Genomic DNA, 14,946 nt, shown 5'->3' on the forward strand with positions numbered 1-14,946 from the left:
AAGGATATGTTTGCCTGCTATAGTCCCTGCTCCAGCCTATTTGTACTGCCTTCTCAGTTCACGGTCTGCTTCTCTTTCTTTAATAGAGTCACGTTTATCATGCAGCTTTTTACCTTTACCAATACCGATTTCAATTTTGGCAAGACTTTTATCTGTGATAAACATACGCAGTGGTACAATGGTATAGCCGCGTTCTTTGATTTTATTTTCGATTTTTCTTAATTCACGCTTTGTCAGCAACAATTTGCGCTCACGTAAGGGGTCATGGTTGGAGGAGGTGCCATGGGAATACTCGGCAATATGCAAGCTTTTTACAAACAATTCTCCTTTGGAAAAATAGCAGAATGAATCATTGAAACTCACCTTATTGGCACGAATAGACTTGATTTCCGTTCCCAGCAATACCATTCCGGCAATATATTTATCTTCTATTGCGTACTCGAAATATGCCGATCTGTTCTTTAATTCTGCCATTTATGAAGCTGTTACCCAGCGTTTAGCTGTTAGCTTTTAGCTTTTAGAAAATGCAGCGAAGACCATGTATTATTGATCTTCGCTGCATTTTCTAAAATGCTAAAAGCTAATGGCTAAAAGCTAGTTTTTAAATATTGTCAGCAAACTTGCCAACTTCGTCTTTAATTCTTTTCTATCCATGATGAAATCCAGGAAACCGTGATCCAACAGGAACTCAGCACTCTGGAAGCCAGCAGGCAAGTCTTTCTTAATTGTTTCTTTAATGATCCTTGGACCTGCAAAACCAATCAGTGCACCTGGTTCCGCAATGTTCAGGTCGCCCAGCATTGCATAGGAAGCCGTTACACCACCTGTGGTTGGATCTGTCATTAAAGAGATGTAAGGAAGTCGGGCATTAGCCAGCTGCGTGAGCTTGGCAGACGTTTTCGCCATTTGCATGAGGGAAAATGCACTCTCCATCATACGGGCGCCACCTGACTTGGAAATGATCATCAACGGTTTTTTGTTAACGATGCAATAGTCGATGGAACGGGCGATCTTTTCTCCCACTACAGATCCCATAGAACCTCCAATGAAATTGAAGTCCATACAGGCTACTACGAGGTCGTTACCCAATACTTTTCCGGAACCAACCGTCATCGCATCTTTCAGTCCGGATTTCTTCTGTGCATCTTTCAATCGGTCACCATAAGGCTTCAAATCCTTAAAGCCCAGGAAGTCTGTTGGATATATATTTGGAAACAGTTCCTCGAACTGATTGTTGTCAAATATGATCTCAAAATACTCTGCAGAGTTAATACGGTTATGATAATTACACTTATCACACACATAGAAATGCTCTTTCAGATCCTTTACAGTAACGGTTTTCTTACAGTTAGGACACTTGTGCCACAAACCATCCGGTGCTTCTTTCTTTTCACTGGTGGTGGTAGAGATGCCTTGTTTAATTCGCTTAAACCAGCTTGACATATTTTGCTATTAGATTAGAAAATAGTGGTGCAAGATACGAATTATCGTATAAAGCCAAAAACATAGCTAGAAAAAGCTTAAAGCATAAAGGAAAAAGCAAAAAGCTATTGTAGCGAAGATGACAATATATTACATATTAATATACTATCGCTCTTATCTCCGCTACAATAGCTTTTTGCTTTTTCCTTTATGCTTTAAGCTCTTTCTTACGCGTTTCTGTTGATGCAATTCAGATCATGGAACGCTTCTTCCAGACGCTTTACAAAGGTTTCTTCCCCTTTGCGCAGCCATACGCGTGGATCGTAATATTTTTTATTTGGCTTATCAGCGCCTTCCGGATTACCCAGCTGAGCCTGCAGGTAGTCTTTTTTCGCTTCGTAGAAATCGTGTATACCTTCCCAGAAAGCCCATTGCATGTCGRTATCAATGTTCATTTTGATAACGCCATAGCCCAGTGCTTCAGTGATCTGGTGTTTTGGAGAACCGCTACCACCATGGAATACATAGTATACCGGTTTAGCTGCAGTTTTGTATTTTTCCTGGATAAATTCCTGGCTGTTGTGCAGGATCACAGGACGTAATTCTACGTTACCAGGGCTGTATACACCGTGTACGTTACCAAAAGCCGCCGCTACAGTGAAACGTGGGCCTACTTTAGATAAGATTTCATAAGCATAAGCCACTTCTTCCGGTTGCGTATACAGTTTGGAGTTATCAACGCCAGAGTTATCAACGCCATCTTCTTCACCACCGGTTACGCCCAATTCGATTTCGATAGACATACCCAGCTTGTTCATTCTCTCAAAATATTTATGAGAAATTTCGATGTTTTCAGCAATAGGTTCTTCAGACAGATCCAGCATGTGAGAGCTGTACAGTGGCTGACCGTGGAGTTTGAAATATTGTTCACCTGCATCCAGCAAACCATCGATCCATGGTAACCATTTTTTAGCCGCATGGTCAGTATGTAATACTACTGGTACACCATAATATTTAGCTACTTCATGTACGTGCTTCGCGCCGGAGATACCACCTGCGATGTTCGCTTGCAGCTTATCATTCGGCATACCTTTACCTGCAAAAAATTGTGCACCGCCGTTAGAAAACTGAATAATAACCGGTGAATTTACTTTAGCAGCTGTTTCCAGTACCGCGTTCACGGAGTTAGTTCCCACAACATTTACGGCAGGCATAGCAAATCCGTTGTCTTTGGCATCGTTATACAGCGCATCCAGCTCTTCGCCGAATAGTACGCCAGCTCTGTATTTTCCCATACTCTGATATGTGTTTTATTTTTTAGGAAAGCAAATATAAGGAGTTAAATACAAGATTTATAGCGAAAAGTAAGTGCTTATGTATTAAATGTCCGGATAGAAAAACGTATTTTACCCGATCATAACCCATCACGATATGAAATTATGCCTTGCCCTGTTGTGTGCTATATTCCTGCACATGCCCGTCACTAAAGCGTTTCACGGCCCTGCAACAGATTCACTGCTCTTCTATACTTCTTTTGACGGTACCCGGATTCATTACACCGTAAAAGGAAACGGCCAGCCGGTATTATTAATACATGGTTTTATTGTAGATGGGGAGGGCTGGAAAAAAACGGCTGTTTACGATTCCCTGTTATTGCATGGTCGTAAGGTCATCACCCTGGATTTACGCGGTAATGGAGCGTCTGATCATCCGCACGACAGTATCGCTTACCTGCACGATGCAGAAGCTAAAGATATGATGGGACTCATGACTTATCTGGGTATCAACAGTTACCAGGTGGTGAGCTATTCACGCGGAGCCATTATAGCAGCCCGTTTGCTGGTACTCGATTCCCGGGTACGCAGCGCCGTATTGGGTGGCACAGGTACGGGTTTCACCGATCCCGCCTGGCCACGTCGTTTAAAGTTTTACAATGCCCTCTCCGGCAAGGATGTGCCAGAACTGGCTGCCATGGTGAAAAATGTCCGGAAAGCCGGTTTGGATCAACGCGCCCTGGCATTGATGCAGTTTGGCCAACCCGCTACAACACCGCAGGAGCTGGCCAGCGTGCAACAACCGGTACTGGTATTGGGAGGGGATAAAGACGAAGACAATGATACCGGCGGATCACTGGCTGCTATGATGCCGGCTGGCATGCACGGCACGGTGCCCGGTGATCATAACACGGTATGGCGTTCGGCGCCTTTCGCCGCCTGGGTATTGGATTTCCTGCAAAATCATTAACTAACGGTAAGGGCATTACCGTCTACTTTCACAGTATAAGCTGCTAACGGGGCTGTGGCCGGACCGGTGTTTACTGCACCGGTAGTGCTGTAACGACTGCCATGGCCGCAAGGGGCGTTACATTCTATTAATTTCGAACTGTTATTAAATGTAGCCACTGTGCAACCCTGATGGGTACACGTACTGGAAAGCGCCGTAAAACTGCCTGCAGTATTACCAGTGGCCGTACGGATAATAATTACGCCACCGGCAATTTTAAAGTCACCCACATTAGGCAGATCAGACGCCAGGTTAAGGGACAGTTTTGGCGTAGTGCCACCACCGGGAGGAGTAGGTGCGGGATTGTCGCTGCTTCCCTTACTACAGGCTGCTAACCCAGCTGTACAGGCCAATGCCAGCGTTATTCCCAGGTTGGAAACAAAATCTCTTCTTTCCATAAGTGATGCGTTTAAGTTGATGATAACCCTGTTTACGCAAATGGAAAGCGGATGGTTGCCTCTAAAAATGAAGGGTGGAAAAGTAAGTAGTGGCTTCGCGTAAACGACTGCCATACCAGGAAAACATTTCACCATCTACCAGCTGAATACGCGCTTCCGGCACGATGGCCTGCAATTCAGCGATATGTTTTTCTTTAAAAGGATAAGGCTCCGACGATAATAAAATCAGCTCACATCCACTATTGGCCAGTTGTTCCGCCGTAATGGAAGGATACCTTAATTGTTCACTGAATACATTTTGCAGTCCACAGGCGTGCAACATTTCATGAATAAAGGTATCGCCGCCAGCCACCATCCAGGGATCACGCCAGATGAAATAGGCCGTCCGGAGTGGAGCTGCCCGCACGGGCAAAGCAGCAAAGCCCGCTTTGATTTGTGTCACCAAATCCGCTGCAGCATGGCTGCGGTTGGTCAGCGTACCAATGCCGGTAATCATTTGGTAAGCATCTTCCAGGGTTTGTATATTACTCACCCATACCGGGTATTCCTGCATMAGTGGCAGGATATCAGCTTCCAGATTCTCTTCTTTGTTAGCGATAATCAGGTCGGGCGATAAGGCGGCAATCCTGTCGGCATGCACGTTTTTAGTGCCGCCGACCCGCGTTTTTTCGCGGAACCACGTAGACGGATGTACGCAGAATTTAGTAATACCTACTACTTCTTTATCAAGTCCCAGGGTGTATAATAATTCAGTTTGTGAAGGCACCAGCGAAATAATCCGCTGCGGCGGATGTTCCAGTGTTATCTGCCTGTTTAACTGATCGGTAAAAATCATGTGATAATGGTTAGGTAGGTATTTTTTCGGGAGATGTCAACCGCGCGGGCTACATCTCCCGAAAAAAATAATTATCGGCCCAGGGCCTGTATAATATCATACTTCGTAATAATGTGGTAATTGCCGCTGTCGTCTTTAGTCAGTACCGCACCGTTTTCCCGGTTAATATACACCGTCAGTTTTTCGATAGGTGTATCCTGGCTTACCAGCGGGAAAGTTGGCTGCAACACTTGTTTAATCAGTGCATCTTTGAGGTTGGCATCATCAATCAGGCGGTTAAATAAACCGTTTTCAGAAATGGCGCCAATAATTTCTCCACCCTGTTCTACCGGTATATGTTCGATATCATATTTTTTCATGCGCGCAATAGCTTCACTCACTTTTTCATCGGCGCCAATGGTCACCAGCGGCTGCTTCCGGCGGCCATTCACCACATCTTTCACCGTTTTAACATCCAGGAATCCACGTTCCAGCATCCACTGATCGTTGTAAATTTTGCCAACATAGCGACTGCCATGATCATGAAAAATAACCACCACTACATCCGTAGGTTTCAGAGAAGCTTTCAATTGCAAAAGTCCTGCTATGGCTGATCCGGCAGAGTATCCCACAAAAATTCCTTCTTCTTTGGTAATGCGGCGCGCCATCACGGCTGCATCTTTATCCGTTACTTTTTCAAACTTGTCGATGACCGACATGTCGTAGTTTTCCGGCACAAAATCTTCTCCAATACCTTCTGTGATGTACGGATACACCTCACTCATATCTAGCTGACCGGTTTCAAAATATTTTTTCAGCAGGGAGCCATAACTATCAATGGCCCATACCTGGATGTTGGGATTTTTTTCTTTGAGATATTTACCGGTACCCGTAACGGTGCCACCAGTGCCGGTAGCCACTACCAGGTGGGTAATTTTCCCCTCCGTTTGTTCCCATATTTCCGGACCGGTTTGCTCATAGTGCGCTTCCCGGTTGGCAAGGTTGTCGTATTGATTTACATAAAAGGAATTGGGCACTTCCGTGGCCAGTCGTTTGGAAACGGAGTAGTAGGAGCGGGGATCTTCCGGCTCTACGTTTGTGGGACATACAATGACTTCCGCACCTACTGCTTTCAGGATATCCACTTTTTCTTTGGACTGTTTGTCGGTAGTAGTGAAAATACATTTATATCCCCGGATAATGGCTGCCAGCGCCAGTCCCATACCCGTATTCCCGGAGGTGCCTTCAATGAGGGTACCGCCAGGTTTCAGTAATCCTTTTTGTTCTGCCACATCCACCATTTTCACGGCCATGCGGTCTTTAATTGAATTGCCTGGGTTAAAAAATTCTACTTTGGCAAGCACCGTGCAGGGGAGAGTAGCCGTAACGCGATGCAACTTAACCATCGGGGTATTTCCTATCGTTTCGAGTATGTTATCACAGTATTTCATAAAAATGAGGTTGTATAGTAACGAAAATAAGGAATTGCATTGATACCCGGCGATCCCCTTCACTTTCTTATCTTTGCCCTGATGAGTGAAAGAATTTTTATCACCGGCATAGGCACCGGTGTAGGAAAAACCCTGACGTCGGCCTGTATTACCGAAGCGTTAAAAGCGGACTACTGGAAGCCGGTACAAACGGGGTTAATGGAAGGTACAGATACCGACACGGTGTTATCGTTATTATCAAATACGGTGTCAGTTTGTCACCCTGAAGCCTGGCGCTTGCAGGCGCCGGCGTCGCCGCATCTGGCAGCGCGACTGGAAAATATGACCATCGATACCACTAAAATATTGACGTTGGCAGACCAGTATCAGCCGGCAGAACGTCCCCTGGTAATAGAGGGCGCGGGCGGCCTCATGGTACCGGTTAACGAAACGGTTTTTACGCTGGATCTCATACTGGCATTGAAAGCCAGGGTGGTAATAGTAGCGCAGAACTACCTGGGAAGTATCAATCATTCCCTGCTCACTGCACGTATGCTGCAACATACAGGCGTTCCCGTTATCGGGTGGGTATTTAGTGGAGAAGAGCATTCCAATGAGGCAGATATTGTGGCCTGGAGCGGCTATCCTAAAATAGGCCGCATTCCACTGACAAATCAGGTAGATAAGGCATTTGTACAACGACAGGCACAGTTGTTGACATCCCCGCTACATACATTATTGGCATGACCACTAAAAAGGATATACGAAAACATTTCCTGGAGCAGCGGCTCAATATGGACGACGATACCGCCAGTGCATTAAACGAACATCTGCTGGCTAATTGCCGGCAACTGGATTACAGTCGTCACCATATAGCGCATGTTTTTTTACCCATCTCCGAAAAAAAAGAAGTAGATACCTGGCCACTGGTCAAATGGTTGAGAGAACAGTACCCGCAGTTGGAATGGGTGTTGTCCCGCTCCGATATGAAAACCGGCGATATGACCCACCTTCTCTGGAAAACCAACACCATACTGGTGAAAAATAAATTCGGTATTCCTGAACCGGTGGAGGGCATCGAGGTGCAGCCGGAGCGCATCGATCTGGTATTTGTACCTTTGCTGGCTTTCGATCTGGAAGGACAACGGGTGGGCTATGGCAAAGGAATGTATGACCGTTTCCTGCAGCAATGCGCCCCGGGTGTGCGTACCATTGGGCTGTCGCTGTTTGAACCGGTACCTAAAATTAATGATGTGGATGCCTGGGATGTACCATTGCAAACGGTGGTAACCCCGGAACGTATTTATCAATTTAAATAAACAATTGTGCTCAGATACCTTAGCTTTCTATTATATCCTTTCTCCTTGTTGTACGGTTTAGTGATGTGGCTGCGCAACCGTTTTTATGACAAGGGATTACTTACTGCCGTAGAATTTGATTTGCCGGTGATTGCGGTAGGCAATCTGTCGGTGGGTGGTACCGGTAAAACCCCACATGTGGAATACCTGATCCGCCTGTTGAAAGATTATTTTAAAACGGCGACCCTGAGCCGGGGCTACAACCGCCGTACCAGTGGCTACCTGTTGGCAGATGAAAAAAGCACGGCTGCCGATATTGGTGACGAACCGATGCAGTTTCATGATAAATTTCCGGATATCAAGGTATGTGTAGGGGAAGAAAGGATGCTGGCCATTCCGCAGCTACTGGGCGATGAGTCGGATACGCAGGTGATATTACTGGATGATGCGTTCCAGCACCGTTCTATCAAACCAGGTCTCAATATCATGATCACTGATTACAGCCGGTTGTTTACCCGTGATCATGTGGTGCCATTCGGGCGTTTAAGAGAGGGCAGGGCCGGTTATCACCGCGCTAACTGCATCATTGTATCCAAGTGTCCGCCCGATATGAGCGTGGCAGAAAAGCAGGCTTTGGAAAAAGAAATTAACCCATTGCCTCATCAGCGGCTCTTTTTCACTACCTTGCAGTACGGCGCCCTGTCCGATATGATTACCCATCAACCGGTGGAAATCCCCAAATCAGCAACCGTATTGCTGGCATGTGGTATAGCAAGGCCCGAACCATTGCTGGAAGAACTAAAACGACGTTACGAACAGGTGTACCTGTTGTCTTTTCCGGATCATTACTATTACACGGAAAAGGATATAGAAAAAATTAAGAAAGAATGCAGCGAGTTACCAGGAACCCAAAAGATTGTCATTACCACGGAAAAAGACGCGGTAAGATTGCATCTGCTCAAAGGTGCACTGGCAGAACAAAACCTGCACATTGCTGTTATGCCTGTGGAGATCTCTTTTCTCTTTGGAGAAGCAGCATTATTTAATAACTTTATTTTTGACTACGTAGGACGGCATTTGCCGTTTCCCGGTCAATGATAACTTACGACTAACATGAGTAGAAAAAAGAAAAATAAAAAAGGCGGTCATGGTCATCACGCTAACCCGAACACCAATAACAACCATAACGGCCAGAAGAAAACCTTTAAAGGCATCGTAGAAGTAACCAGGTCAGGAATGGCTTTTGTGATAGTAGATGGCCTGACCAAGGATATCATGGTGAAGCAGAAAAACCTGCATACCGCCCTTGATAAAGATGAAGTACTGGTAGACGTGCTGAAAGCAGCCCGCAACGAAGGCCGGATGGAAGGTATTGTAACAGATATCCTTAAACGAAATAAAACAGAATTTACCGGCACCCTCCAGGTGAGCAAAAGTTTTGCTTTCCTGATCCCCGAAAAGGGATTGTTTATGCCGGATATCTATATTCCTGCCAACTCCCTGGGAAGTGCTAAAAACGGCGATAAAGCCGTGGTGAAGATTGTAGCCTGGGGCGAAAAATCGCGCAAACCTGTAGGAGAAATCGTGGAAATCCTGGACGCCAGCAATACCAACGACCTGGCCATGAAGGAAATTCTGATTGAAGCAGGTTTCCCGCTGAACTTCCCCAAAGAAGTACTGGATGAATTAACCCACCTGCAGGAAAATATTTCAGAAGAAGAAATCGGCAAACGTAAAGATGTCCGCAAAGTCCTGACCATGACCATCGACCCGGTGGATGCCAAGGATTTTGATGATGCCATTTCTATCCGTTTACTGAAAAACGGCTTCTATGAAATTGGCGTACACATCGCTGATGTGAGCCATTATGTATTACCTGGCACTGAGCTGGACAAAGAGGCCGACAAGCGAGCTACCTCCGTGTACCTGCCGGATCGTGTACTGCCAATGCTGCCGGAGAAAATATCGAATGAATTGTGCTCCCTGCGTCCGCATGAAGACAAACTCACTTTCTCCGCCATGTTCCAGATGAGTGAAAAAGGCGAAATCAGGCAACACTGGATTGGCCGTACCGTTATCCATTCGGATCACCGGTTTACCTATGAAGAAGTACAGGAAGTAATTGAGAAGAAGGATGGTCTTTATAAGAATGAAGTACTGTTGCTGAATAAAATAGCGCAAACCCTCCGGGCGCAACGCTTTGCACATGGTGCTATTAATTTCTCTTCACAGGAGGTGCGCTTTAAACTGGATGAAACCGGCAAGCCTATTGGTATTGTGGTGAAAGAAAGTAAAGAAGCCCATCAGCTGATTGAAGAATTTATGCTGCTGGCCAATAAAACCATTGCTGCCTACGTCGCTAAATTAAGAATCAATAAACAACCGATACCGTTCCCTTATCGGGTGCACGATACTCCTGACCCTGAAAAGCTGAAAGTATTTGCGCTCTTCGCCGGTAAATTCGGATATCAGTTTGATCTCAGCACACCGGAAAGTATTGCCAGTTCTTTTAACAACCTGTTGTTAAATGTAAAAGGGAAGCCGGAACAACCTGTGCTGGAAACACTGGGTATCCGTACCATGGCTAAAGCCATCTACACCGTAGAAAATGTAGGGCACTATGGACTTGGATTTGAAGATTATTGTCACTTCACTTCACCTATCCGTCGTTACCCCGATGTATTGGTACATCGTGTGCTGGCAGAATGCCTGGCTAACAGTGTAAGGCCGGATAAGCAGATGGAGCAGAAATGCAAGCATAGCTCAGAGATGGAACGGAAGGCGATGGAAGCGGAAAGAGCAGGTAATAAATACAAGCAGGTAGAATACATGCAGCAGTTCATTGGTAGCACCTTCGATGGCGTTATCAGTGGTGTAGCGCACTTCGGCTTCTGGGTGGAAACCATCGATACCAAGTGCGAAGGGCTGATCAGTATACACAATCTGACGAAGAGAGAAGAGTTTCAATACAACGAAGGAGAATATGCGCTGGTGGGTCAAAGTACCGGTCGCAAATTTCGTATAGGCGAAAAAGTGAGTATCCGGGTAGTCTCCGCCAACCTGGCTAAACGCCAGTTGGATTACGACCTGGAAGATGAACTGACCGGCACCGGCACTGCCAAACCGGAGTTCCAGCAGAAACGTCATGATGACCGTAAAGATCATCGTAAAGACGATCGCCGTGAAAACCATCGGGATGACCGGAAGAAGAAAAAAGAAAAACACCGTGGTGATTATCAGGGGCGTAAGCCATGGGAGCAGGATAGACCAGGAGCGTCTAGAGCGCCGGAAGTATCTCTCGGAGAGCCTAAACCGTTGCCAGTAGTAGACCAGGTAGTGGTAGAAACACATGTGGTACCTGTTACACCTACACCAGATCCGGTAACACCAGCTAAGAAAAAATGGCGTGAAGCCGTGGCGGAAACATCAACAGGTGCCGCTAATAAGCCAGTGGAAAAGCCAACAGCGAAGCCAGCTGAGGAGAAAGCAGTAGCTACACCTCCAGCAGAAAAAGCGGTTAAACAACCCACTGTTGCGCCAGTTAAAACAGCAGCCACTAAGAAAGAATCAGTGGTAGCCCCGCCTTCTAAGAAGGTCGCTGCGAAACCAGCGCCCGCTAAAAAGGTAGCAGTAGCACCTGCATCTGCTAAGAAAGCAGCGGTAGTAGCCCAACCAGCAAAGAAGGCAGCAGCGAAACCTGCACCGGCTAAGAAAGCAGTGGTAGTAGCCCAACCTGCAAAGAAGGCAGCAGCGAAACCCGCACCAGCAAAGAAGGCAGCAGTGAAACCAGCATCAGCTAAGAAAGCAACGGTAGTAGCGAAGCCAGCTAAGAAGGCAGTTGCCAAACCAGCACCGGCTAAGAAAGCAACGGTAGTAGCGAAGCCAGCTAAAAAGGCAGCAGCGAAACCAGCACCGGCCAAGAAAGCAACGGTAGTAGCCAAACCAGCTAAGAAGGCGGCAGTGAAACCAGCACCGGCTAAGAAAGCAACGGCAGTAGTGAAGCCAGCTAAGAAGGCAGTTGCCAAACCAGCACCAGCCAAGAAAGCAGTGGTAGTAGCCAAACCAGCTAAAAAAGCGGCTGTAAAATCAGCACCGGCTAAGAAAGCAACGGTAGTAGCGAAGCCGGCTAAAAAGGCAGCAGCGAAGCCAGCACCAGCCAAGAAAGCAGCGGTGGTAGCCAAACCAGCTAAGAAGGCACCAGCTAAGAAAGCAGCAGTGGTAGCTAAGCCAGCTAAGAAGGCACCAGCTAAACCAGCGGTAGCTAAGAAAGCAGCAGCTAAGAACAAGTCAAAGAAAAAGAGTAAATAATAAAACACGAGCCATCAGTGATGCATTCATTTCAGGAGCTAATAGCGCAGTTTAGTCAACATTTTGAGAAACAACAATTTCCGGAACAGCCCAGTAAGTTATACAATGCCGCTTCTCATATCCTGGATATCGGGGGGAAAAGAATACGGCCGGTATTGTGCATGTTAGGAAACGAATTATTTGAAACCCTGCATCCGGATGCATTGGAAGTAGGTAGTGCGGTAGAGCTTTTTCACAATTTTACACTGCTGCATGATGATATCATGGACAAAGCTCCGCTTCGTCGTGGTAAACCTACCGTGCACACGGTTTATGGGGAGCCGGCCGCTATCCTGGCGGGAGATGTAATGCTGATCAATGTATATGAGCACCTCAACAAAGTAGCAGCGCACCATAAGCAAAAGATTATCTCGGTGTTTAATAAAGCAGCCATTGAAGTATGTGAAGGGCAGCAGCTGGACATGGACTTTGAAGGAATGGAACCGGAAGCGGTACAATACGATGACTATGTAAACATGATAGGTCTGAAAACGTCGGTATTGCTGGCAGCGAGCCTGCAACTGGGCGCTATTATCGGTGGCGCCGGAGAGGGAAATCAGCAGCACCTGTACGCTTTTGGAAAAAATATAGGGATTGCTTTCCAGATTCAGGATGATTACCTGGATGCTTTTGGAGATCCGGAAAAATTTGGGAAACAACAGGGAGGAGATATCCTCGTCAATAAAAAAACATTCCTGTTGCTGAAAGCCCTGGAATTGTGTAATCCGGAGCAGCGGGCGGAATTGAAAATGCTCATGGAAACTTCCCCGGCGGATAAAGTAGAAAGAGTACTGTCGTTATTCCGCAGTTGTAAGGTAGATGAATGGGCTGAGCGGGAAAAAGAACGTTTCCAACAGCTTGCTTTTCAAAGCCTGGAGAGCATTGCGGTGCTGTCGGCCCGGAAAAAACCGTTGATGGATCTGGCTAACTATCTCTTAAACCGTCAGCAATAAGGTTTGTATTCAAAATCGCATTATATTCGCGTTTGTCTTATTCAGAGATAAAGTGATATGAAATGCTGATCACACTGATTTTTTCTGAAAGATTTAATCAGCGCGATCAGCATTCGTATTTTTAGCAGGGTAAGATGATATTTTTACCAAAACAAAAAACAACTGTAACACGTAATTCCTTCGCCAATGTCAAATTCGCTGTTTCGAAAAAAGTCCCTTTCCACAATTTTAAAAGATGCCAGCGATGGATTGGCAGACGGTCATGAAACACGAGGGTTGAATCAGGTATTAAAGGTGAAAGACCTTACCGCTATGGGAATTGCCGCAGTAATTGGCGCGGGTATTTTTTCCACCATCGGTGAGGCATCGTTCCACGGTGGTCCTGGCGTATCCCTGTTGTTTGTAATCACTGCTGTTACCTGTGGCTTCTCCGCCCTTTGCTATGCAGAATTTGCATCCCGCGTTCCTGTATCAGGTAGTGCTTATACTTATTCTTATGTAACTTTCGGAGAGCTGGCGGCCTGGGTAATTGGCTGGGCGCTGATCCTGGAGTATGCCATTGGAAATATTGCAGTGGCCATTTCGTGGAGTGGCTATTTCAATAACCTGTTAAGTGGCTTAGGCATTAGTTTGCCGGCATGGCTGGCTAGTAACTACGACAGTGCTACGCCTGAAATTATAGCTGCTGCCCCGCATATCGGTAGTATTCCCATTATCCTGAATCTGCCGGCATTCCTGATTGTATTTATCGTGACTTATCTCGCTTATGTGGGGATACAGGAAAGTAAACGCAGCGCCAATTTCATGGTGGCGCTTAAAATACTGGTGATCCTGTTTGTTATTGTAGTAGGCTTTTTCTACGTGAATAAGGCGAATTGGCATCCTTTTATGCCGAATGGGTTCTCTGGTGTGCTGAAAGGTGTATCGGCGGTATTTTTCGCTTATATTGGCTTTGATGCGATCAGTACCACGGCGGAAGAATGTCAGAATCCGCAGAGAGATCTGCCCAAGGGCATGATCTATTCGCTGATCATCTGTACGGTATTATATATCCTCATTTCCTTTGTGCTGACAGGTATGGTCCCTTATTATAAATTGAAAGTGGATGATCCGTTGGCCTTTGTTTTCCACCAGGTAAATTTACCCTGGATCAGCTACCTGATTTCTATTAGTGCAGTAGTGGCTACCACCAGCGTATTGCTGGTATTTCAGATCGGACAGCCACGTATCTGGATGAGCATGAGCCGCGATGGTTTGTTACCTAAGCGTTTCAGCAAAATCCACCCACGTTTCAAAACACCTTCTTACGCGACAATTGTTACCGGTTTCATTGTGGGTATACCTGCGCTGTTTCTGAACCTGACAATTGTAACAGACCTGACCAGTATAGGTACCTTGTTTGCCTTTATCCTTGTTTGCGGAGGTGTTTTAATATTGCCAAGAGAAGAGAAGGCCAATGTAAAGCGTTTTCAGCTACCTTACATCAACGGGCAACTCATTGTTCCGGCGATTGTAGTGGGCCTGGTCGCTCTGTTTCATAAAGAAATTTTTGCAAAGCTGTCTACCGAAGGCGGCTGGGAAGTATGGAAACACAATATTCCTTTCTACCTTTTCGTGGTGGTTACTGTATTGATCACCTTCTTCTCTGCTACCCGTAAACTCTCGCTGATACCCGTATTGGGAATGCTCAGCTGTTTTTATCTGATGACAGAAATCGCCCTGAAGAACTGGATTGTATTCTCTATCTGGCTCGCAATGGGTTTAGCCATTTATTTTGCCTATAGCTATACGAATAGTAAGCTGGCGAAGAAAGCATAAAGCATAAAGGCGAAAGCATAAAGCGATTTTAGCGAATGATCAGCGTGAATAGATAATATCCGCATTGATCATTCGCTAAAATCGCTTTATGCTTTCGCCTTTATGCTTTGCCCTTTTTTTCGTATCTTCATAGAGGTTCTTTGATCCCTACAATTATCTGCTCTTTGATCCTTAAAAATATGT

13 protein-coding genes are annotated in these 14,946 nt (G+C 46.0%); 7 read left to right on the forward strand and 6 right to left on the reverse strand.

The genetic code is table 11. The features are described 5' to 3' along the window. Nucleotides 1-36 precede the first annotated feature (36 nt). From smpB to fbaA, 3 genes are all read right to left on the reverse strand, one after another. Nucleotides 37-474 carry an SsrA-binding protein SmpB gene (gene smpB, locus AC1DFM_RS22635; RefSeq protein ID WP_477079037.1) on the reverse strand — a complete coding sequence of 146 codons (438 nt, stop codon included), beginning with the start codon at nucleotides 472-474 and terminating at the stop codon, nucleotides 37-39. Nucleotides 475-594: 120 nt separating this feature from the next. Continuing rightward, nucleotides 595-1,443, reverse strand: coding sequence for an acetyl-CoA carboxylase, carboxyltransferase subunit beta (gene accD, locus AC1DFM_RS22640; protein WP_477079038.1), 849 nt, complete (start codon nucleotides 1,441-1,443; stop codon nucleotides 595-597). Nucleotides 1,444-1,649: 206 nt separating this feature from the next. Beyond that, nucleotides 1,650-2,717 (reverse strand): class II fructose-bisphosphate aldolase, encoded by a 1,068-nt coding sequence (fbaA, locus tag AC1DFM_RS22645; RefSeq protein ID WP_477079039.1) that lies wholly within the window; start codon nucleotides 2,715-2,717, stop codon nucleotides 1,650-1,652. Between the two features lie 136 nt (nucleotides 2,718-2,853). Between fbaA and AC1DFM_RS22650 the strand changes: the two genes are divergently transcribed. Further along, complete coding sequence (locus tag AC1DFM_RS22650; RefSeq protein ID WP_477079040.1) at nucleotides 2,854-3,666, forward strand: alpha/beta fold hydrolase; 813 nt, start codon at nucleotides 2,854-2,856, stop codon at nucleotides 3,664-3,666. Here AC1DFM_RS22650 and AC1DFM_RS22655 read toward each other — a convergent pair. The 3 genes from AC1DFM_RS22655 to AC1DFM_RS22665 all read right to left on the reverse strand — a co-directional run bounded on the left by AC1DFM_RS22655 (nucleotide 3,663) and on the right by AC1DFM_RS22665 (nucleotide 6,368). After that, nucleotides 3,663-4,103 carry a QcrA and Rieske domain-containing protein gene (locus tag AC1DFM_RS22655; RefSeq protein WP_477079041.1) on the reverse strand — a complete coding sequence of 147 codons (441 nt, stop codon included), beginning with the start codon at nucleotides 4,101-4,103 and terminating at the stop codon, nucleotides 3,663-3,665. The two genes, AC1DFM_RS22650 and AC1DFM_RS22655, sit on opposite strands and share 4 nt — an antisense overlap. A 61-nt stretch (nucleotides 4,104-4,164) precedes the next feature. Then, a complete protein-coding gene (locus AC1DFM_RS22660) occupies nucleotides 4,165-4,938 on the reverse strand; it encodes a helical backbone metal receptor (protein ID WP_477079042.1) in 774 nt (257 codons plus the stop codon). A gap of 71 nt (nucleotides 4,939-5,009) precedes the next feature. Further along, nucleotides 5,010-6,368 carry a pyridoxal-phosphate dependent enzyme gene (locus tag AC1DFM_RS22665; RefSeq protein WP_477079043.1) on the reverse strand — a complete coding sequence of 453 codons (1,359 nt, stop codon included), beginning with the start codon at nucleotides 6,366-6,368 and terminating at the stop codon, nucleotides 5,010-5,012. Between the two features lie 81 nt (nucleotides 6,369-6,449). Here AC1DFM_RS22665 and bioD point away from each other — a divergent pair, with 81 nt between their 5' ends. From bioD to AC1DFM_RS22695, 6 genes are all read left to right on the forward strand, one after another. Next, nucleotides 6,450-7,094: a dethiobiotin synthase gene (gene bioD, locus AC1DFM_RS22670; RefSeq protein ID WP_477079044.1), complete on the forward strand. Its 645-nt coding sequence runs from the start codon at nucleotides 6,450-6,452 to the stop codon at nucleotides 7,092-7,094. Next, complete coding sequence (locus AC1DFM_RS22675) at nucleotides 7,091-7,666, forward strand: 5-formyltetrahydrofolate cyclo-ligase (RefSeq protein WP_477079045.1); 576 nt, start codon at nucleotides 7,091-7,093, stop codon at nucleotides 7,664-7,666. The genes bioD and AC1DFM_RS22675 overlap by 4 nt, the downstream gene beginning before the upstream one ends. Nucleotides 7,667-7,672: 6 nt before the next feature. Then, nucleotides 7,673-8,743, forward strand: a complete 1,071-nt coding sequence (gene lpxK / locus AC1DFM_RS22680; RefSeq protein WP_477079046.1) for a tetraacyldisaccharide 4'-kinase — start codon at nucleotides 7,673-7,675, stop codon at nucleotides 8,741-8,743. Between the two features lie 15 nt (nucleotides 8,744-8,758). Beyond that, entirely contained in the window at nucleotides 8,759-11,953 is a 3,195-nt protein-coding gene (rnr, locus tag AC1DFM_RS22685; protein WP_477079047.1) for a ribonuclease R, read from the forward strand. 20 nt (nucleotides 11,954-11,973) lie between these two features. After that, nucleotides 11,974-12,945, forward strand: coding sequence for a polyprenyl synthetase family protein (locus AC1DFM_RS22690; protein WP_477079068.1), 972 nt, complete (start codon nucleotides 11,974-11,976; stop codon nucleotides 12,943-12,945). Between the two features lie 186 nt (nucleotides 12,946-13,131). Then, a complete protein-coding gene (locus tag AC1DFM_RS22695) occupies nucleotides 13,132-14,763 on the forward strand; it encodes an amino acid permease (protein WP_477079048.1) in 1,632 nt (543 codons plus the stop codon). Nucleotides 14,764-14,946 lie beyond the last annotated feature (183 nt).

The sequence above is a fragment of the Chitinophaga sp. 05T412 genome (assembly GCF_056396465.1).

Excerpts from the sequence above, each read along its gene's own strand:
- AC1DFM_RS22675 (WP_477079045.1), top strand. The coding sequence starts at position 7,091 with ATGACCACTAAAAAGGATATACGAAAACATTTCCTGGAGCAGCGGCTC.
- accD (WP_477079038.1), bottom strand. The coding sequence starts at position 1,443 with ATGTCAAGCTGGTTTAAGCGAATTAAACAAGGCATCTCTACCACCACC.
- bioD (WP_477079044.1), top strand. The coding sequence starts at position 6,450 with ATGAGTGAAAGAATTTTTATCACCGGCATAGGCACCGGTGTAGGAAAA.
- AC1DFM_RS22650 (WP_477079040.1), top strand. The coding sequence starts at position 2,854 with ATGAAATTATGCCTTGCCCTGTTGTGTGCTATATTCCTGCACATGCCC.
- rnr (WP_477079047.1), top strand. The coding sequence starts at position 8,759 with ATGAGTAGAAAAAAGAAAAATAAAAAAGGCGGTCATGGTCATCACGCT.
- AC1DFM_RS22665 (WP_477079043.1), bottom strand. The coding sequence starts at position 6,368 with ATGAAATACTGTGATAACATACTCGAAACGATAGGAAATACCCCGATG.
- AC1DFM_RS22690 (WP_477079068.1), top strand. The coding sequence starts at position 11,974 with ATGCATTCATTTCAGGAGCTAATAGCGCAGTTTAGTCAACATTTTGAG.
- smpB (WP_477079037.1), bottom strand. The coding sequence starts at position 474 with ATGGCAGAATTAAAGAACAGATCGGCATATTTCGAGTACGCAATAGAA.
- AC1DFM_RS22655 (WP_477079041.1), bottom strand. The coding sequence starts at position 4,103 with ATGGAAAGAAGAGATTTTGTTTCCAACCTGGGAATAACGCTGGCATTG.
- AC1DFM_RS22695 (WP_477079048.1), top strand. The coding sequence starts at position 13,132 with ATGTCAAATTCGCTGTTTCGAAAAAAGTCCCTTTCCACAATTTTAAAA.